The organism is Acinetobacter sp. L-24, from assembly GCF_056857555.1.
On the sequence record NZ_JBSXNI010000044.1, the window covers coordinates 76,103 to 96,159 of the forward strand.

At 43.6% G+C, this 20,057-nt stretch carries 19 protein-coding genes; 10 read left to right on the forward strand and 9 right to left on the reverse strand.

Annotation, left to right across the window (positions count from 1 at the left end):
* Positions 1-16: 16 nt before the first annotated feature.
* The 4 genes from lepB to AC13CK_RS11945 all read right to left on the reverse strand — a co-directional run bounded on the left by lepB (position 17) and on the right by AC13CK_RS11945 (position 4,891).
* The gene (lepB, locus tag AC13CK_RS11930) at positions 17-844 is read right to left on the reverse strand and encodes a signal peptidase I (protein ID WP_425878926.1); all 828 of its coding nucleotides are present in this window, start codon (positions 842-844) and stop codon (positions 17-19) included.
* 20 nt (positions 845-864) lie between these two features.
* Positions 865-2,682, reverse strand: a complete 1,818-nt coding sequence (gene lepA / locus AC13CK_RS11935; RefSeq protein ID WP_004279065.1) for a translation elongation factor 4 — start codon at positions 2,680-2,682, stop codon at positions 865-867.
* Positions 2,683-2,932: 250 nt separating this feature from the next.
* Positions 2,933-3,385, reverse strand: coding sequence for an acyl-CoA thioesterase (locus AC13CK_RS11940; RefSeq protein WP_004645622.1), 453 nt, complete (start codon positions 3,383-3,385; stop codon positions 2,933-2,935).
* 120 nt (positions 3,386-3,505) lie between these two features.
* Entirely contained in the window at positions 3,506-4,891 is a 1,386-nt protein-coding gene (locus AC13CK_RS11945) for a Do family serine endopeptidase (RefSeq protein WP_005247518.1), read from the reverse strand.
* A 229-nt stretch (positions 4,892-5,120) separates the two neighbouring features.
* Between AC13CK_RS11945 and nadB the strand changes: the two genes are divergently transcribed.
* Positions 5,121-6,755, forward strand: a complete 1,635-nt coding sequence (gene nadB, locus AC13CK_RS11950; protein ID WP_171065021.1) for an L-aspartate oxidase — start codon at positions 5,121-5,123, stop codon at positions 6,753-6,755.
* 108 nt (positions 6,756-6,863) lie between these two features.
* On the opposite strand, the gene AC13CK_RS11955 is transcribed toward nadB, so the two are convergent.
* The 4 genes from AC13CK_RS11955 to pabC form a co-directional block, all read right to left on the reverse strand.
* Positions 6,864-7,280: a PaaI family thioesterase gene (locus AC13CK_RS11955; protein ID WP_219308912.1), complete on the reverse strand. Its 417-nt coding sequence runs from the start codon at positions 7,278-7,280 to the stop codon at positions 6,864-6,866.
* A gap of 95 nt (positions 7,281-7,375) precedes the next feature.
* Complete coding sequence (gene tmk, locus AC13CK_RS11960; protein ID WP_005106444.1) at positions 7,376-7,975, reverse strand: dTMP kinase; 600 nt, start codon at positions 7,973-7,975, stop codon at positions 7,376-7,378.
* A gap of 2 nt (positions 7,976-7,977) precedes the next feature.
* Positions 7,978-9,036: an endolytic transglycosylase MltG gene (gene mltG / locus AC13CK_RS11965; RefSeq protein WP_005247523.1), complete on the reverse strand. Its 1,059-nt coding sequence runs from the start codon at positions 9,034-9,036 to the stop codon at positions 7,978-7,980.
* Between the two features lies 1 nt (position 9,037).
* The gene (gene pabC, locus AC13CK_RS11970) at positions 9,038-9,850 is read right to left on the reverse strand and encodes an aminodeoxychorismate lyase (protein ID WP_005247525.1); all 813 of its coding nucleotides are present in this window, start codon (positions 9,848-9,850) and stop codon (positions 9,038-9,040) included.
* Between the two features lie 160 nt (positions 9,851-10,010).
* Here pabC and AC13CK_RS11975 point away from each other — a divergent pair, with 160 nt between their 5' ends.
* The 8 genes from AC13CK_RS11975 to AC13CK_RS12010 all read left to right on the forward strand — a co-directional run bounded on the left by AC13CK_RS11975 (position 10,011) and on the right by AC13CK_RS12010 (position 18,027).
* A complete protein-coding gene (locus AC13CK_RS11975) occupies positions 10,011-11,018 on the forward strand; it encodes a sulfate ABC transporter substrate-binding protein (protein WP_425878920.1) in 1,008 nt (335 codons plus the stop codon).
* 175 nt (positions 11,019-11,193) lie between these two features.
* Complete coding sequence (locus tag AC13CK_RS11980; RefSeq protein ID WP_253145546.1) at positions 11,194-12,207, forward strand: sulfate ABC transporter substrate-binding protein; 1,014 nt, start codon at positions 11,194-11,196, stop codon at positions 12,205-12,207.
* A 32-nt stretch (positions 12,208-12,239) separates the two neighbouring features.
* Positions 12,240-12,845: an RBBP9/YdeN family alpha/beta hydrolase gene (locus tag AC13CK_RS11985; protein ID WP_005247530.1), complete on the forward strand. Its 606-nt coding sequence runs from the start codon at positions 12,240-12,242 to the stop codon at positions 12,843-12,845.
* Positions 12,846-12,930: 85 nt separating this feature from the next.
* Entirely contained in the window at positions 12,931-13,764 is an 834-nt protein-coding gene (gene cysT, locus AC13CK_RS11990; protein ID WP_004279076.1) for a sulfate ABC transporter permease subunit CysT, read from the forward strand.
* Entirely contained in the window at positions 13,761-14,654 is an 894-nt protein-coding gene (gene cysW / locus AC13CK_RS11995; RefSeq protein ID WP_004279077.1) for a sulfate ABC transporter permease subunit CysW, read from the forward strand. The genes cysT and cysW overlap by 4 nt, the downstream gene beginning before the upstream one ends.
* A gap of 11 nt (positions 14,655-14,665) precedes the next feature.
* Positions 14,666-15,727, forward strand: a complete 1,062-nt coding sequence (locus AC13CK_RS12000) for a sulfate/molybdate ABC transporter ATP-binding protein (protein WP_004645633.1) — start codon at positions 14,666-14,668, stop codon at positions 15,725-15,727.
* A 53-nt stretch (positions 15,728-15,780) separates the two neighbouring features.
* Positions 15,781-16,704, forward strand: a complete 924-nt coding sequence (locus AC13CK_RS12005) for a CysB family HTH-type transcriptional regulator (protein WP_253138087.1) — start codon at positions 15,781-15,783, stop codon at positions 16,702-16,704.
* A 93-nt stretch (positions 16,705-16,797) separates the two neighbouring features.
* The gene (locus AC13CK_RS12010; protein ID WP_425878970.1) at positions 16,798-18,027 is read left to right on the forward strand and encodes an OmpP1/FadL family transporter; all 1,230 of its coding nucleotides are present in this window, start codon (positions 16,798-16,800) and stop codon (positions 18,025-18,027) included.
* Between the two features lie 56 nt (positions 18,028-18,083).
* On the opposite strand, the gene carO is transcribed toward AC13CK_RS12010, so the two are convergent.
* The gene (carO, locus tag AC13CK_RS12015; RefSeq protein ID WP_425878916.1) at positions 18,084-18,815 is read right to left on the reverse strand and encodes an ornithine uptake porin CarO; all 732 of its coding nucleotides are present in this window, start codon (positions 18,813-18,815) and stop codon (positions 18,084-18,086) included.
* 319 nt (positions 18,816-19,134) lie between these two features.
* On the opposite strand from carO, the gene dapD reads away from it, so the two are divergent.
* Complete coding sequence (gene dapD / locus AC13CK_RS12020) at positions 19,135-19,956, forward strand: 2,3,4,5-tetrahydropyridine-2,6-dicarboxylate N-succinyltransferase (protein WP_004645637.1); 822 nt, start codon at positions 19,135-19,137, stop codon at positions 19,954-19,956.
* Positions 19,957-20,057 lie beyond the last annotated feature (101 nt).

Consider the following 20,057-nt stretch of genomic DNA (forward strand, 5'->3'; position numbering starts at 1 on the left):
TTCCTGATTGAAACAATTAATCGATTGTTCCGTTTCGACCAAACGATGGCAATTTAAAGCCAGGTTCTTTATGCATCCAGATATAGAAGGCACGACCTGTTAAGTTTTCTTCCGGAACAAGCCCCCAGAAACGACTGTCAGCACTCTGATCGCGATTATCCCCCATCGCAAAGTAATGACCTTCTGGCACTGTTACTTCCCAATATAAACCATTTTCACCTGAATATTTACCATTTTCCAGATAGTTAATATAAGGTGCCTGACGAGCAACATTCACCCCTTCCAGCTCACGCATGGTAAAAGTATGCTCGCCCAGGGTTTCTTTATGATAAATAGCTGTCGGTGTATCTAAACGGTCTTTTTCGCGGCTAAATTCTACTGGAACTTTCGCTACTTTTTCACCATTAATGCTCAACTGGCCATGATCATAAACAATATGATCGCCTGGCAAGCCGACAATACGCTTGATATAACTGATAGTCGGTTGCGGTGGATAACGAAATACCGCTACATCACCACGTTCTGGACTGCCGGTATCAATAATTTTGGTATTGACCATAGGCAGTTTGATGCCATAGTCAAATTTATTCACCAGAATAAAATCGCCGGTTTCCAGCGTCGGCACCATCGAATCGGATGGAATATTAAAAGGTTCATATAAAAACGAACGCAGTACCAGCACGATGGCCAGTACCGGCCAAAAGTCATAAGCCCAGGTGATAATGAAATTCTCATGGCCTTTGCCTCGAGTTTGTCTTTGTTTCAAAACAAACTTGTCTAGCAACCACACTGCGACAAAAAACAGGGTCGCAGGCACAAGAATCAAATTAAAATCAAAATCCATGGGCTTATATCCTTATTATTTTAGCGTTCGACTTTTAATACAGCTAAGAACGCTTCTTGCGGGATTTCTACGCTACCCACCTGTTTCATGCGTTTCTTACCTTCTTTCTGTTTAGACAGAAGTTTTTTCTTACGTGACACGTCACCACCATAACATTTCGCCAATACGTTTTTACGCATCGCTTTTACGGTCGAACGTGCAATGATTTGCGCACCAATTGCCGCCTGAATCGCGACATCAAACATTTGACGTGGAATCAGGTCTTTCATTTTTTCAACCAGTGCAATACCACGATGACGTGCATCATTACGGTGACAGATCATCGCCAAGGCATCGACTTTTTCCCCATTGATCAAGACATCTACTTTGACTAAAGATGAGCTTTCAAAACGGACAAAGTTATAGTCCAGTGATGCAAAACCACGTGAACAAGACTTCAATTTATCAAAGAAGTCCATGACCACTTCGGCCATTGGAATTTCGAAAGTAATGGAAACCTGATTCGCCATAAACTTCATGTCTTTTTGCACACCACGGCGCTCAACACATAACGTCATGACGTTACCCAAGTATTCTTGCGGTACCAGAATATGACACTCAGCAATCGGTTCACGTAAATCTTCAACCGTTGAACCATCCGGCATTTTGGATGGACTGTCGATATAAATCGTCTGACCATTCTTCATCACCGCTTCATAAATTACGGTTGGCGCAGAAGAAATCAGGTCAAGATCATACTCGCGTTCCAGACGCTCCTGTACGATTTCCATGTGCAGCATGCCCAAGAAACCACAGCGGAAACCAAAACCGAGCGCATCTGAACTTTCAGGTTCAAAGAACAAAGCCGAGTCATTGATTTGCAGCTTGTGCAATGCTTCACGGAAAGGTTCAAAATCGCTGGCATCAATCGGGAATAGACCAGCATAAACCTGTGGTTTCACCTTTTTAAAGCCCGGCAATGTTGCCACTTCAGGTGTGGTTGCCAAGGTAATCGTATCACCGACTGGCGCACCGAAAATATCTTTGATACCGGCAATGACAAAACCAACTTCACCCGCTTCCAGCATACCGGTTTCAGTATGTTTCGGGTTAAAGATACCTACAGAAGTAATAATATGCGTTTGACCAGTTGATTTGATCAACATCTTGTCGCCTTTACGCACTCGACCCTGCTTGACCCGAACCAGAGAAACTACACCAAGGTAGTTATCAAACCATGAATCCACAATCAGCGCTTGTAATGGCGCTTCGCGATCACCCTCAGGTGCAGGAATTACATTGACCAGTGTTTCAAGCACACCTTCAATACCTAAACCTGTTTTTGCAGAACAGGTCGGCGCTTCTGTGGCTTCAATCCCGATAATGTCTTCAATTTCCTGAATGACACGTTCAGGTTCAGCTTGCGGCAAGTCGATCTTGTTCAGTACCGGAAGTACTTCCAGACCTTGTTCAATTGCGGTATAGCAGTTAGCAACAGACTGTGCTTCTACGCCCTGCGCAGCATCTACAACCAGCAAGGCACCTTCACAGGCAGCAAGGGAGCGTGAGACTTCATACGAGAAGTCGACGTGTCCCGGTGTATCAATAAAGTTCAACTGATACTCTTGACCGTTGGGATGCGTATAGTACAAGGTTACCGAAGTGGCTTTAATGGTAATCCCACGTTCGCGCTCAAGCTCCATTGAGTCAAGGACTTGAGCCTGCATTTCACGATCTTGCAAGCCGCCACAAGTTTGAATAAAGCGATCCGCTAGGGTCGATTTACCGTGGTCAATGTGCGCAATAATCGAGAAGTTACGAATGTTTTTAATATCAACAGATTTTTTAGCTTGCGCCATGGGTTACCTTGAGAAAAAACACGCTATGTAATTTAAAAATATTACATAACAAAAGCCGAATAGAAATTGCGAAGGATTATAGCAGAATGGTGATCTAGAAAAAGAATTATATTTTTTCCTTTATTCCCTAGGTCGCGTACACCTCAGTCAGATGAAATCTGGATCACCATGATTAGAAAATAGCTCCCCAGCTCCACTTCTTCCTCAATATTATCAAAGTGTACTGATCAAACTGGAAAATGTTGCCTCATTAATCCAGATGTAAAGTTGAAAAGTCAAAAGGATTTACATGCTCTGAAAGTGGCTGATAAGCCTGAGTAAAAGTTGGTGACATACGTTTTGGACGCCCCGTGGCCATTTCGATACAAGCCCATTGCGTACTGCCGTTAAACAACAGGGTCTGATCCTGTGGTCGATAAAATGCGTATTGTCTAAAGGAATACAGGGCATTGATATCATTCAGCCAAGTGCGCAGAATAATCTCGTCTCCTTCAAAAGCTGCCTTGCGATATTGCACCTGATGTTCAACTGCGACCATGGCATGTTTCAGCTCTACATATTGCTTGAGTCCCAAGCCCAGTTTTTCAATATGAGCTGATGCGACATCCTGCATCCATTGCACATAGACCACATTGTTCACATGACCCAAACCATCAATATGTTTGGCTTGTACCTTTAAAGAAAGATCAAAAATACCACTCACTTTGCTGTTATCCTTTCCATGATTTTAAGGCTATAGAGTCTACCGAATTTATCGCTGGGGTAAATTGCAAAAAATAAAAAACCGCTTATACAAGCGGTCTTTCACAAAAATCTAGCAATTTTATGAGATACGCATCCCGACCACCGCAAGCTGCCCCTGACGAATCAAAGTCACGCGCGCGATGCTACCCTTTTTCAGTTCAGACACCTCCTGCACAAACTGATTTGAATTCAGTACTGTCTGGTTATTAATTTGAGTGATCACATCATTCGGCATGATTCGTGCCTGTGCTGCAATACCACCCGGACGTACATCCTGAATCACCACACCGCCTTTGATTTCCAGACTCGCCAACTCTGCTGGACTTAAGTCACGAATTGAAACCCCGATCACTGGTCCTTTGTTTGGTTGAGCCTGTGTGCCTGCTTTTGCCGGAGTATCATCTGGTGCCGCACTTAAAGTCGCTGCAATACTACGACGTTTATCATCACGCAAGATTTCAAGTTGTACCTGCTGCTGAGGTGCAGTACGGTTCAGATAGTTCAACAGTTCACTGGTACGTGAAATTGGGGTACCGTTGTATTTCAAGATGACATCACTGGCACGCAGACCTGCACGTGCAGCCGGAGAGTTTGGTGCAACCTGAGTTACCAGAGAACCTTCTGGTTTAGGTAAGTTATAAGATTCGGCCAGGTTACGGTCGATATCCTGTAAACTTACGCCCAGATAAGAGCGGGTCACTTTACCATTCTTCTTCAGTTGATCTGCAACTTCCATTGCCACATCAATCGGAATCGAAAAGGATAAGCCCATATACCCACCGGTTCCACTAAAGATCCGTGAGTTGACACCGACTACTTCACCACGCTGGTTAAACAGAGGGCCACCTGAGTTACCCGGGTTCAATGCTACATCTGTCTGGATGAAAGGTACTGCAGTTTCACCCATCATATTACGCATTTTGGCACTGACAATTCCGGCAGAAGCTGAATAATCAAAACCAAATGGCGAACCAATTGCGAGTACAGGCTCACCAACACGTAAGCGTCCTACATCCCCTGTCCGTAATTCTGGAAAATTCGAGCCATTAACTTTAAGCAAAGCTACGTCAGTTCGTGCATCACTCCCAACAACAGTGGCATCAATTTCCCGACGGTCATTCAGGGTAATGGTGACTTTGGAAGCATCTTCAACCACATGATGATTGGTCAGCAGATAGCCATCCTTGCTGATAAAGAATGCACTGCCATAACCGGTTTTTTCCTGTGGCATACGCTGCTGCGGAATAATCACCTGATTGCCAAAAAAGCGGCGCAGAATTTCCGGCACTTGTTGTTGTAAGAGCTCTTCTTCGCTCATTTTTTTAACGACATTGACACTGACCACTGCAGGACTGACCTGCTCGACCAGATTTGAAAAATCAACCGGCGTTACAGCCTGCAACTGTGCAGCACTCATGGTGAGAGTGGCTGCAAATAATCCTTTTTTTAAGTCTAGAATTTTCATATAAATTATTCACTCAAATTATTGATAAATTTATGTAAATAGGTTTTATCACAAACACTGTAAAGTTTAAGTAATAATATGTTTCAATACTTTATTCTGGGCAATATCTCATTATTAAAGCATTAAGTTAAGGCTTTGATTAATTTTTTTCATCAATAAATGAGCACTTCAACGCTTGCCTTTTGTACAAAAAAGCGCTGTTATTACCAAACTTTTTTAAAATTAGCTGATGGACATGTCTAATTTATCCCTTACCCATCAATTTGACGTCATTATTGTGGGCAGTGGCGGTGCTGGTTTAAGTTTAGCCTTATCGCTCCCAAATCATTTTAATATTGCAGTCTTAGCGAAATCCACCCTGACAGATGCCAGTACCTTTTATGCTCAAGGCGGCGTGGCCGCAGTATTGGATGAAATGGACTCAATTGAACAGCATATTGATGACACGATGATTGCAGGCGCACAGCTATGTGAAATGGATGCGGTTAAACAGACGGTAGAAGGTGGCAAACCTTCAGTTGATTTCCTGCTGAAACACGGCGTGCAATTTACTCTGGATGAACAGGAACAGTTACATCTCACCCGTGAAGGTGGTCATTCACAGCGCCGAATTATTCATGCGGCCGATGCGACTGGTCGTGCCATTTCCACCACCTTGGTACAACGGGCCCAAGAAAAACAGAATATTAAAATCTTTGAAAATTATATTGCGATTGACCTGATCTGTTCACAAAAGCTCGGTTTAGACGGCGATAATCGTGCGCTGGGTTTATATGCCCTGGATGAAACAACTGAAAAAGTGCATACCTTCTTGGCTCCATTTACCGCCCTTGCCTGTGGCGGTGCTATGAAAGCTTATCTTTACACCTCAAATCCCGACATTGCCACGGGTGATGGTATTGCCATGGCTTATCGTGCCGGCTGCCGGGTCGCCAACATGGAATTTAACCAGTTTCACCCGACCTGCCTTTATCATCCACAAGCACGTTCTTTCCTAATTACTGAAGCAATGCGTGGCGAAGGCGCTTATCTGCGCCTGCCTGATGGTGAACGCTTTATGCTGCGTTTTGACGAACGCGCCGAACTCGCACCGCGTGATATTGTGGCACGTGCTATCGACTATGAAATCAAGCGTCTCGGTATACGTCATGTCTGGCTGGACATTACCCATAAAGATGAAAGCTTTGTCAAAGAGCATTTCCCTACCCTGTATGCCCGTCTGCTTGAACTAGGGATCGATATTACCAAAGACATGATTCCAGTCGTTCCGGCAGCCCATTATACTTGCGGTGGTGTTGTGGTCGATGAACATAGCCAGACAGATATTGCCGGACTCTATGCAATTGGGGAAACCTCTTATACTGGCCTGCATGGTGCTAACCGTATGGCCAGTAACTCACTTTTAGAATGTTTTGTCTATGGAATGAGTGCAGCCAAGCACATTCAGGAAAATTTCAAGGCCGATCAGCCAGCTCCTGCAGTTCCAGCTTGGGATGATTCTCAGGTGACCAACCCGGATGAGGATGTGGTGATTCTGCAAAACTGGGATGAACTGCGTCAAACCATGTGGAACTATGTCGGAATCGTACGCACGACCAAACGCCTGGAACGTGCGCTACATCGTATTGAAATGCTGAAAAAAGAAATTACCGAGTATTATCAGGATTACCAGGTCAGCAAAAATCTGATTGAGTTACGTAATCTGGTGCTGGTGTCCGAGATGATTGTACGCTGTGCCATGCACCGCAAAGAATCTCGCGGTCTGCATTTCACCCTGGATTATCCAGAGCTGCTACCAGAACTACGCAAAACAGTCCTCGTCCCACCAAATTTTGAAGTGGAAACACCTTTGGTGAATTGTTAAAAGTAGATGGAGATAACATCCTTGGATGATATCTCCTTTTCTTTTTAGATTTTTATTTGCTCAAAGTCAGCTTAGGCTATTTATAGCCAGTCTTCTAATTTCAAATATTTAACGTTGTGGTGGAATTGAATATGTTCCGGTCACATGCGCCACAGGTTCTTCATGATCTATCGAATAAATCCAGACTTCTCCCACGATCAGTGCCTTGCCGACCTTGATCAGCTTACATTCTCCCCATATATCCGTTCCACCAGAAGGTTTACGTAAAAAATTGATATTCAAGTTAGTGGTCACGGCCAAACCGACCAATCCAATTTCACCCAGAATGGCGACATAAAGAGCAAAATCCGCCAAGGTCATCATGGTTGGGCCAGAAACTGTGCCGCCTGGGCGCAATTCTTCTGATCTCACCTGATAAACCAGAGTGGCTCCACGCGGAGAAACGGCTTCAATCCGGCACTTCTCCAGACTTTGCGGAAATTCTTTTTGTAAAAATTGTTCTATCTCAGTTTTGGTCGTTTTCATATGATTAAAAAATCTTCTATATCAGTCTTAATATAGAAGATTCTTCACAGATAAACCTAGAGAAAAATTAAATAAAAAGTATTTTAATTCCAAGCTTATTTTAAATAACTTAAGGCCTGCTCAAATACCTGCTCAGGCGTTTGAGTTGCATCCAGACGTTTGATCCGTTCAGGATGACGTTGCCACAAGCTTTCATATCCTGCTCTCACTTTCTCAAAGAAAGTGACTTTTTCCTGTTCAAAGCGATCCAGCGCACCACGTTCACGTGCTCGGTTCATCCCCAGTTCAATAGGTGCTTCTAACCAGAACGTGATGTCCGGCATGCGTGCGACAAAGTGGTCATTCAGTAACTGCAACTTGGTTTCGCTCAGACCCCGACCTGCACATTGATAGGCAAAGCTGGCATCGCTAAAACGGTCACATAAGACAATTTTCCCAGCTTCTAATGCGGGCAGAATCACTTGTGCCAGATGCTGGGCACGCGCCGCATACATCAATAACAGCTCGGTATCATGCGCCATGGCTTCTTCATGGTTCACAGCCAGCAACAGCGAGCGAATCTGCTCAGCCATCGGGGTTCCACCGGGTTCACGAGTCAAAATAACATCTTTGCCCTGGGCGATAAAGTCTTCATAGATCGAACGAATGAGCGTGGTTTTACCTACACCTTCTGTGCCTTCAAAGCTAATAAACATACTCATTCCTTATTTTTCGAGCGTAAAATCGTCAGATATTCCTGTACGGCTTTATTGTGGTCATTCAGATTGCTCGTGAACTTATGTCCACCATTACCGGTAGCGACAAAATACAGGTTGTCAGAATTATCCGGATGCATGGCTGCTTCAATGGCTTTCTTGCTTGGCAACGCAATTGGCGTTGGCGGCAAACCTGAAATAGTATAGGTGTTATACGGCGTCGGTGTGCGTAAATCTTTACGGGTAATATTGCCATTATAATTATCGCCCATTCCGTAAATCACTGTTGGATCGGTCTGTAAACGCATGCCAATTTTTAAACGGCGTACAAATACCCCAGAAACCTGTTCCAATTCACGATCTACACTGGTCTCTTTTTCAATAATCGATGCCATAATCAGCGCGTCATATTTATTCTGATATGGCAGATCAGTTGCACGTTTCGCCCACGCCTCATCCAGTGCTTTCATCTGTCGCTGATAAAGATTGGTCAGAATTTTACGGTCAGTTTCACCTTTGGCAAAGAAATAAGTATCCGGTGCAAACAGCCCTTCAGGATGTGAAAACGGAATATTCAGTTCTTTGAGTAATTGCTCAGTAGGCAGATGCAGCACTTCTTTGGTGACCAGATCATTTTTCTTCAGGGCATCAATCAGTTGCTTAAAAGTCGTTCCTTCAATCACCAGAATCCGGCTCATCTGGGCATTGTCTGCATCGGAAATCATCTCCAAGACCTGACGGATGCTCATGCCCTGGCGCACTTCATACACGCCCGCTTTCATGCTGTCATGAATCATGATGCGCTGATACAGCTTGAGAATGATCGGAAAACTCACCTGATTTTCTTTGGCCAGACGATCAATAAAACCGGAATAGGTTTGACCAGATTCAATCGCGAGCAGCTGTTTTTTTCCTTCGACAGGATACTCCTTCCACAAACTGCTTTTCAGGATCAACGCCAAGATCAAAGCAATCCCCATCAGGACCAAGGCAATTCCTTTGAAAGATGAGGAGAATCTCGCTTTATTTTTCTTTTTGGCTTTAGGTTTGGAAGCTGACATATTAAGACATCTGGTTCAATCGAAGACGGTTAAAAATTTCAATACAAGCATCGCCATCCAAGGTTCGCTGCTCAAATTGCGTGACAATTTTCATCGGGCTGAGTGCATTGCAGAAAAACAGGCTTTGAATATGGTTGATTTCATCCATATCGATACAGCGTTGCTGACAGCTAATTCCCTGATCTTGCATACGTTGTAGAATTTCTGCACGCATGACACCGAAGACGCCATTATAACGAAGTTCCGGCGTAATCCATGTATTGTTTATACGAATGAAACAATTACTGCTTACCCCTTCGACAACACCGCCCTGTACATCTGTCACCAGGGCCTCAGGCCAGCCGCTTTGATCTGCTTCCTGTTTCAGCAAAACCTGCTCTAGACGGTTTAAGGTTTTTAGCCCTACCAGACTCGGCATCGTCAGTCCTAATGCCTGCTGTAAAATGCCACTTTGAATCTGCTCAAACTTAAAATCCTGTACGGTTTGAGGATAATAAAATAGCCAGAGATCTGCAGGATGATCCGGCAAGCTATAACCGCGCTGACCAATTCCACGACTCAGCACGATTTTCAATGTGCCATTCAGTTCATGTTCTGATGCACGTAAAATCTGTAAGCTTTCTGCAATCAGATCAAGATTGGCATTCAGGCTTAATTTCTGATTGCTAATGTGCAAACGTGCCAGATGACGATCATATAATTCAATCCGGTTATGCCGAATCCGGGCCGTGGTAAAACAGCCATCACCATAATGAAAGCCACGATCCAGCACATCTATCTGGCTGACCTGTTGGGCATTTTTTAAATACAGCATATTTTGCAGCCTCTAAAATGAAAAATTGAGCAGTCAGATTCAGGCTTCACCTATATATCTTTTTTACTCACATCCAATTCTTTTTTAATTATTTTTTATGCAAAAAATCTCAAGCTATTCTTGCCTCATCTAACAAAAGCTAAAAAACTTGAGGCAAAAAATGAACACGCGTAAATTAAAAATTGGGGTACTGGCAGCGCTACTTTCAGCAAGCGCCTTAAGCGTTTCAGCAAAAGATTTCCTGAACGTGTCTTATGACCCGACTCGCGAATTGTACGACAACTTTAATAAAGAATTCAGTGCTTACTGGAAAAAAACCACTGGCCAGGAAGTCAATTATAAACAGTCGCATGGCGGTTCAGGCAAACAGGCACGTGCGGTGATTGATGGTCTGGATGCAGATGTCGTGACACTGGCACTGGCGGCAGATATTGATGAAATTGCAGAGCGCGGTTTGCTGCCGAAAGACTGGCAGAAGAAATTGCCGCAAAACTCGACGCCTTATACTTCGACGATTGTGTTTTTGGTACGTAAAGGCAATCCAAAAGGAATCAAAGACTGGGGAGATCTGGTTAAACCGGGCGTAGACATTATTACCCCGAACCCAAAAACTTCAGGTGGTGCACGCTGGAATTATCTGGCTGCCTGGGCGTGGGCCAAACACCAGAAAGGTGGCAATGATGCCAAAGCACAAGACTTTGTCCGTCAAATCTACAAACAAACCAAAGTACTGGATTCGGGTGCACGTGGTGCTACCACGACTTTCGCTGAACGCGGGATTGGGGATGTATTACTGGCTTGGGAAAATGAAGCACATTTGGCCGTCCGCGAACAGCCGGGAAAATTTGAAATCATTACTCCTTCTCTGTCTATTCTGGCTGAACCACCCGTGGCAATCTTAGAAAAAAATGCCAAGAAAGATGGTAATGAACATCTGGCCAAAGCCTATTTAAATTACCTCTATTCACCTGCTGGACAGACTGTGGCGGCGAAAAACTTTTACCGTCCACGTAATGCGAATGTATTAAAGCAATACAGTACCGTATTCAAGTCCTTAAAACTGGTCACCATTGATAAAGAATTTGGTGGCTGGACCAAGGTTCAGAAACAGCATTTTGACAATGGCGGTGTGTTTGATCAGATTGTCAAAGCCAATCACGCAAAATAATACTTTAAATGCAGTTCATTATGGCCTTGATTCATAAGGCCATTCTTATTTCAAACACTTAAGAGCTTATTTATCTCTTTTTTTCATATAAAATTCATTTTTAATTATTTTTTATGCATAAAGAATAAGTTTATTCTGCGCTTATGTTACAGAACATATCAGAGATTCAGTCCAGATGAGCATTTCAAACACATTAAAACTTGGGGTTTTAGCAGCTGTTATCTCGGCAACCTCTTTCGGTGCAACAGCACGTGATTTTCTCAATGTATCCTACGATCCGACCCGTGAACTGTATGAAGATGTAAATAAGAATTTTGGCAAATACTGGGAAAGCCGTACCGGACAAAAAATCAATTTCAAGCAATCACATGGCGGTTCAGGCAAACAGGCACGTTCAGTGATTGATGGTCTGGATGCGGATGTGGTCACGCTGGCACTGGCAGCCGATATTGATGTGCTGGCAGAAAAAGCAAAACTATTACCTGCGGACTGGCAGAAGAAATTGCCGCAAAACTCGACGCCTTATACTTCAACCATCGTTTTTCTGGTACGTAAAGGCAATCCTAAAGCAATTAAAGATTGGGGTGATCTGGTCAAACCGGGTGTAGCAATCATTACCCCAAATCCAAAAACCTCAGGTGGGGCTCGCTGGAATTATCTGGCGGCTTGGGCTTGGGCCAAACATCAGGCGGGCGGTAATGATAAGACTGCGCAAGAATTTGTCCGTAAAATTTATAAAAATACCAAAGTGCTGGATTCTGGGGCACGTGGCTCAACCACGACTTTTGCTGAACGCGGCATCGGGGATGTTTTACTCGCTTGGGAAAACGAAGCACATTTGGCCCTTCGCGAACAGCCGGGAAAATTTGAAATTATTACTCCTTCTCTGTCTATTCTCGCTGAGCCACCGGTGGCGATTGTAGAAAAAAATGCCAAGAAAAAAGGCAACCAGCACTTGGCTCAAGGCTATTTGAACTTCCTGTATTCACCATTGGGTCAAGACCTGGCAGGCAAACATTATTATCGTCCACGTAGTGAAGCCGCTTTAAAAAAATATAAGCATGTGTTCAAACCACTAAAACTGGTGACGATTGATCAGGAATTTGGCGGCTGGAACAAGGTACAAAAAGCCCACTTTGAAAATGGTGGTGTATTTGACCAGATCGTTAAAGCCAACAGCGCGAAATAATTTTCCAAGCTGATTGATATAGGAGCATCGACATGATTCATACGCTTATCGTTCCTGGTGTAGGTGGCAGTGAATACAACCACTGGCAAACCTGCTTACAGCACCGGCTGATGCGATGCTCCCGTGTGCAGCAAAAGGACTGGAATCATCCGGTACTGGATATCTGGGTAGCAGAATTTGTCAAAACTCTGCAAGCCATTCCAGCAGAGGTTCAGATTGTCGCACACAGCTTTGGCTGTCTGACCAGTATTGCGGCCCTTGCCCAACATCCCGAACTCAATGCAAAAGTAAAAAATCTGCTATTGGTGGCACCAGCTAATCCGGCACGATTTGGGGAAAATGGTTTTTCGCGCGACAGTCAGACTGATTACAGCACCTATTTTCAACAGCTCAAGCTTCAGGTGCCCACCACGTTATTGATCAGTGAAAATGATCCCTGGTTAAGTTTTGAAGATGCCCACATACTGGCCCAAACCTGGAAAATCAAACCAATTAATCTGGGTGCAGTCGGTCATGTCAATGTCGCTTCTGGTTTTGGCCCTTTTCCTGAAATTGAACACTATTTGATTTCAGAAAACACTATGCCCCATATCAGCAAAGTTGATGAGAGCAAGTGTTATTTTAAATTTGCATTTTAGTCGCTGCAAATTATGCTTGTGCCCAAATTTTTTTTTATTTTAGCTGATTGACTTCAATCAGCTTTCTCTCTTCTGAGGAGTAATCATGTCGCAGCGATCCCGAGTGCTGCCAGGATTTGGTCTTTCTCTAGGCTTTACCCTAGCGTATTTGTCATTAATCGTTTTAATCCCGCTGTCAGCTGTTTTTATTAAATCACTGGGCATTGGCTGGGATGGCTTATGGGAAATCCTGAGCTCTGAACGTATCTTGAAATCATTGCAGTTAAGTTTCACCGCGGCCATTGTCGCTGCACTGGTCAATGTAGTGTTTGGCCTGTTACTGGCGTGGTGTCTGGTACGTTACAGCTTTCCGGGCAAACGTATTGTCGATGCCCTGGTAGATTTGCCTTTTGCCTTACCCACTGCGGTTGCGGGTATTGCCCTGACCTCTTTATATGCACCGACCGGCTGGATTGGTCAATATTTAGAACCGATTGGCATTCAAGTCGCTTATACCCCGATTGGTATTACACTGGCATTGATCTTTATTGGTCTGCCTTTTGTAGTGCGTACGGTTCAGCCAGTCCTTAGCGATCTGGAAACCGAACTGGAAGAAGCTGCATCTGCATTGGGTGCCAACCGTTTTCAGATTGTGACCAAAGTGATTTTCCCAATTCTGCTGCCTGCGCTGATCACTGGCTTCGCTTTAGCCTTTGCTCGTGGTGTCGGTGAATATGGTTCAGTGATCTTTATTGCTGGTAACCAGCCTTTTGAAACGGAAATTGCACCCTTAATGATTATTTCTCGCCTAGAAGAATATGACTATGCCGGTGCAACCACGATTGCTGTCGTCATGCTACTGATTTCCTTCGTGATGCTATTCCTGATTAACTTATTACAGGCATGGGCTAGCCGTCGTACCGGGAGAACTGCGCGATGAGTTTAAATACCAACAGCAATGCGCTGGCTGAAAAGTTGCAATCCCGTGATGCAACCCGTGAGCCAACTTGGGTACGCTATACACTGCTCACTATTGCCTTAATCTTCTTTTTAAGCTGCTTGATTCTGCCCTTGATTCTGGTTTTTGTTGAAGCGTTTAAACAAGGGGTTGGCGTTTATACACAGGCACTGGTGCATCCAGATACCTTGTCGGCAGTGAAACTTACCTTGCTGACAGCTGCAATCGCGGTACCGCTCAACGTCGTATTTGGTGTTGCGGCAGCCTGGTCTGTGGCGAAGTTTAACTTTCCAGGTAAATCATTCCTGACGACCATTATTGATCTCCCCTTCTCGGTTTCACCTGTGATCGCGGGTATGATGCTGGTGCTGATTTTCGGTACCCAAGGCTGGATGGGTTCTTGGCTGATGGATCACGATATCAAGATCCTTTATGCAGTGCCTGCGATTGTCCTAGCGACTATCTTTATTACGGTACCTTTTGTTGCGCGTGAGCTAATTCCGTTAATGGAAGCACAAGGAACCGAAGAAGAAGAAGCTGCGATTGTACTCGGTGCATCTGGCTGGCAGACTTTCTGGAAAGTGACCCTGCCCAATATCAAATGGGGTCTGATCTATGGCGTGATTCTGTGTAATGCGCGGGCCATGGGTGAATTTGGTGCGGTGTCGGTGGTTTCCGGCCATATCCGTGGTGAAACCAATACCTTGCCGCTACACGTCGAAATTCTTTATAACGAATATACCTTTAGTGCTGCGTTTGCCGTGTCTTCGCTTCTGGCTCTCCTCGCAATTGTGACCCTGATTTTAAAAACATGGGTGGAACTGCGCCAGGAAAAACAAGACAAACGTAATGAAGATTCAACAGTTTCTTAAGGAATGCCCACATGAGTATTCAAGTACAAAATATTGAAAAACACTTTGGTGCATTCCACGCACTAAAAAACATTTCGCTGGATTTCCCAGATGGTCAACTGGTCGCACTTCTTGGCCCATCCGGCTGTGGTAAAACCACTTTGCTACGGATTATTGCCGGTCTGGAATCTGCGGATGGCGGTCAGGTGATTTTAGAAGGTCAGGATGCCACCAATGTACATGTGCGTGAGCGTGAAGTTGGCTTTGTATTCCAGCACTATGCCCTATTCCGCCATATGACGGTATTTGACAATATTGCCTTTGGTTTGCGTGTTCGTCCGCGTAAAACCCGTCCATCGGAAGCAGAAATCAAGAAACGTGTGACTCGTTTGCTCGACTTGGTTCAGCTTGGTTTCCTGGCTGACCGATATCCAGCTCAACTTTCTGGTGGTCAGCGCCAGCGTATTGCCTTGGCACGTGCTTTGGCAGTTGAACCGCGCGTATTGTTACTGGATGAACCTTTCGGTGCACTGGATGCCAAAGTCCGTAAGGAGCTGCGTCGCTGGTTACGCACCCTGCATGACGAATTGCATATTACTTCTATTTTCGTAACACACGATCAGGAAGAAGCGCTTGAAGTTGCAGATCAAATCGTGGTGATGAACAAGGGCAATGTTGAACAAATTGGTTCACCACGTGAAGTCTATGAAACACCGAAAACCCCATTTGTATTCGACTTCTTAGGTCAGGCGAATCGTTTTGAAGGTCAAAACAATGCAGGCATCATCCAGCTCGGTGAAGACCGTATTCAATTCGAGGGTGCAAAAAATGCCGCTCAAGGTGAAGTGATTTTATTCGCACGTCCAGATGAACTACGCATCCATGCACAGCCACACGACAATGCCATTCAGGCGACCTTCATTCGTGAATTATGGATCGCGGGTAAAGTAGTTGCTGAGCTAAATGACCGTCAAGGCAATCTGATTGAAATTTTACTGACGCCTGATGAAGCGAGAGCGCATCAATTCCGCCCAAATCAAACTGTTTGGTTAAGTGCGGTGAATTTGCATTTATTTGAAAACCAGGTCGCTTAAGATCAAAAGATGGGGCTTTAAAATGCCCCATCCTCTTCTAGGGTAAGAGAATTATGAATTTCCAACAATTAAGAATTATACGAGAAACGGTTAGACAAAACTTTAATTTAACTGAAGCTTCCGCTGCGCTTTATACTTCACAGTCTGGGGTAAGTAAGCACATTAAAGATCTGGAAGATGAACTGGGAGTACAGCTATTTATCCGTAAAGGTAAACGCCTACTGGGCTTAACCGAACCAGGTCAGGCACTTTTAGGCATTGTGGAACGCATGCTGGTCGATGCCGACAATATCAAACGTCTGGCCGATGATTTCAATAAAGTCGATGAAGGCACATTGACGATTGCCACGACGCATACCCAGGCGCGTTATGTGTTGCCACCAATTGTCAGCCAATTCAAAAAAGAATTCCCTAAAGTTCATTTGATTCTGCAACAGGCCAGCCCGGTTGAAATCACGGAAATGCTGCTGCAAGGACAAGCCGATATCGGTATTGCGACCGAAGCACTCACCACTGAAGATAATCTGGCCAGCGTGCCTTACTATAACTGGCAACACAGTATTATTACCCCGCAGAATCATCCACTGGCAAGTAAGGAACACGTGCTCATCGAAGATCTGGCGCACTACCCGATTATTACCTATCACGGTGGTCTTACCGGTCGCTCCAAGATTGATACCGCCTTTGAAGAAGCTGGTTTTGATGTGGATATTGTGATGTCCGCACTTGATGCCGATGTCATCAAGACCTATGTAGAAATGAATATGGGTGTCGGCATTGTCAACGATGTGGCCTATGACCCGGAGCGTGATTACCGCTTAAAGCAGATTAAAACCGATATTTTCGGCATAAATACCACTTGGATTGCAGTGCGTAAAGGTCATTTACTGCGAGGTTATGGCTACGAGTTTATTTCACTCTGTTCCCCAGACGCAGATATTAAGGCACTGAAAAAAGTGGCTTATCCAGACGAATAAAGTGCACTATTTTAAGTTTTTAATCAAAGAGGCTACATGGCCTCTTTTTTATTTTTTGAGTGGATAAAGAATATAAATATCAAGCATAATCACGTGCATAATAAATTGAATTATACCAAGATGATCAATAATAAATTTGCTCTTTTCTCCATGGGCTTGTTTTTCTCCGGGTCAGGTTATGCAGCAGCGTTTGAACAATCTAACCAAAGCATCCAATCGTTTTTTGAAAAAAATCATTATGCTGAAGTTTCATTGGCCTGGGTTCGCCCTGATATCAGTGGTCAGGTACAACATACCGAAGAGCTGCAACAATTAGGCATCACCGATTTTTCTACAGGAAATCTTACCCATAACCAATGGGTTTCCAATGCCGCATTAAAATTCCAGTTGAATCCTCAAGTGTCGTGGGGACTGATTTACGATCAGCCTTATTCTATAGATATCGCTTATCATTATGATCCTGTTTTTGCAGGTGCAGCGCTTCCAATTGAGGCTGCTACTATTCAGTTTGAGAGCCATAATTTGACCTCATTAATTGGCTTTCAACCAAACGATAACTGGAATTTTTATACAGGGCTAAGTTATCAAAGCTTAGAGGGAAATTTATATTTATCCGGGCAGACATTTTATATATTCAATGGTTATCGAGCCACATTTGAACGAGATCCCGCTTGGGGCTGGCTTGCAGGAATCAGTTATCAGATTCCTGAATATTTTTTTAGAACCGCACTGACCTATCGTTCTGCAATTACTCATCACAATAAAACCACTGAATCCATTATTGTAGGTACAAATCCAGCACCTTATACAGAAATTCAAACTCCACAGTCTGTGAACTTGGATTTTCAGACAGCTTTAACTGATCAAAATGCGCTCTATGGCACGCTGCGTTGGTCAAACTGGCAAAATTTCGTGATCCAGCCGCCTAAATTTGGCGCTGTAATTGACTATGCGGCCTTACAGTTCCCTGAAGTAAAATCTTTTAGAATGATTGATTATCGTAAGGATCAATGGTCTGGAAAAATCGGACTTGCTCATCAATGGCCAACTTTTGGCATAAATTCGATCGAACTTTTATGGGATTCTGGTACAGGAAATCCGGCTTCAACCCTGAATCCGAGTGATGGCTATTGGGGCATTGGACTAGGTCATCTTTATAAAATTCAAGAAACCTGGGATATTGCTACAGGACTATATTATTTAAAGTTTCAACAACCTGAAATTTCCTCATCCGAATCTATTACGCCACAGATTGCAGGCTTATCCGCAGTTTCTGATAACAGTGTCTGGATCCTAGGCTTGAAACTGGGTTATCACTTTTAAAATTGTTCTAAAAATATAAAAAACGGGCCGAAGCCCGTTTTTTATAAGACTAAAACTTAGAAGCGGAAGCTTACACCCAGTTTCGCTACTGGTAGCCACTTATATTCGTTGTCATTACGAATATCGTCTTCTTCCAGCTGAACTTGTTGGTTAAAGTCAGCAATGACTCCAGGATTTGTAGGAGTAGCAACTCCACTTGAAGTTAAGTTAACTGTTGGATTTCCATTGTAGTAAGCACCAATTTCACCAAACACACCCCAACGATTAGTAATTGCTGGAGAGAAACCAATACCTAGGTATGGTGCAATATTATTTTTATAAGATAGGTCACCACTAATACGTGCATCTCCATTTGCTCGGAATTCAACATCATTTACGGAGAAGGTTTCACCAGAACGAACTCGACGATCGATATCATATTGATTATCTACATAAGCTACACCAGCTGCCATATAGAACCAGTTTGCCCAAGGACGAATTTCAGCATTCAAGTAAGTCAGGTTATTGTCCATATCCAAGTCATAATCAGAACCATTGATTGATAAATCATCAGACCAGGAAATGTCTCCACCGTTATAACCTAGAGTGACACCTACATATGGGTTAGCACTCCAGGAAATTGCACCACCATAACCGGTAGTACCGACTTCAGCACGAACAGAAGCTGGTTTAAAGAAAGAGAATTCAGCAACGCCTTCATCTGTTACGATTGTTTCATCAGCAGCCATGACAGATCCAGCTGTGGCAGCTAGAACGGATACTGCTAAAAGTTGATATAAAGCTTTCATTATTTCTCTCCTCAAAAGAACTTATTTTGATCATTAGTTATTCGTGATAGGCTCAATATAAAGGACTTAAAAAATATTTTTTATTCGCATTTTGCTCATCTTTTGTTATTTTTTGATACAAATTAATTTTTCTTGTTGAGAACCAAGTGTTTTCTAACACTTCTCCTACATTTCAACATAATGAAAAAGTATACTTATCACTTTAATAATTTCACGCTTTCTACACTTTTGGTTATTTTTCATCTATTTTTAGTGCTTTCAACTATTTTTCCTGCAATATAGTGTAAAATCTAGAAAATTTTTTTCTGGAAGGAAGATCATGTCGCAGCTTTCAACAATCATTGAACAAGCGTTTGAAGACCGTGCGAATTTTACAGCTGCAGATTGCTCTGCTGAAATTCGTCAAGCAGTAGAGGAAGTAATTGCTGGTCTAGACAATGGTACTTTACGTGTTGCTGAAAAAATCGATGGTGAATGGGTTGTTCATCAATGGATTAAAAAAGCGGTATTGTTATCATTTAAATTAAACGACAACAAACCAATGGAAGCTTGTGATCTTCGTTTCTATGACAAAGTAGAGACTAAATTCTCAGGTTGGACTGAAGAACAATTCAAGGCTGCTGGCGTACGTGTTGTACCGCCTGCTGTTGCACGTAAAGGTTCTTTCCAGGCTAAAGGCGTGATCTTGATGCCTTCTTATGTCAACATTGGTGCTTATGTAGATGAAGGCACGATGGTTGATACCTGGGCAACTGTAGGTTCATGTGCACAAATCGGTAAAAATGTTCACTTGTCAGGTGGTGTAGGTATTGGTGGTGTGCTTGAACCGCTTCAAGCGAATCCAACCATTATTGAAGATAACTGCTTTATCGGTGCACGTTCTGAAATCGTTGAAGGCGTAATCGTTGAAGAAGGTTCTGTGATTTCAATGGGCGTATTCATTGGTCAATCAACCAAGATTTATGACCGTGCCACTGGCGAAATCCATTATGGTCGCGTACCAGCAGGTTCTGTCGTTGTTGCAGGTAGCCTTCCATCTAAATGTGGTACTTACAGCTTATATGCTGCCATTATCGTAAAAAAAGTTGATGCACAAACTCGTTCTAAAACAAGTCTGAACGATCTATTACGCGAAGACTAAGATGTCTTAACTTAGAGGACACATTCGTGTTCCTTGGAGCTTCAATCGCTCCTCGTCTCTACGATTAGTAATAATCGTAGGGATTTTTATTTTTATACCCG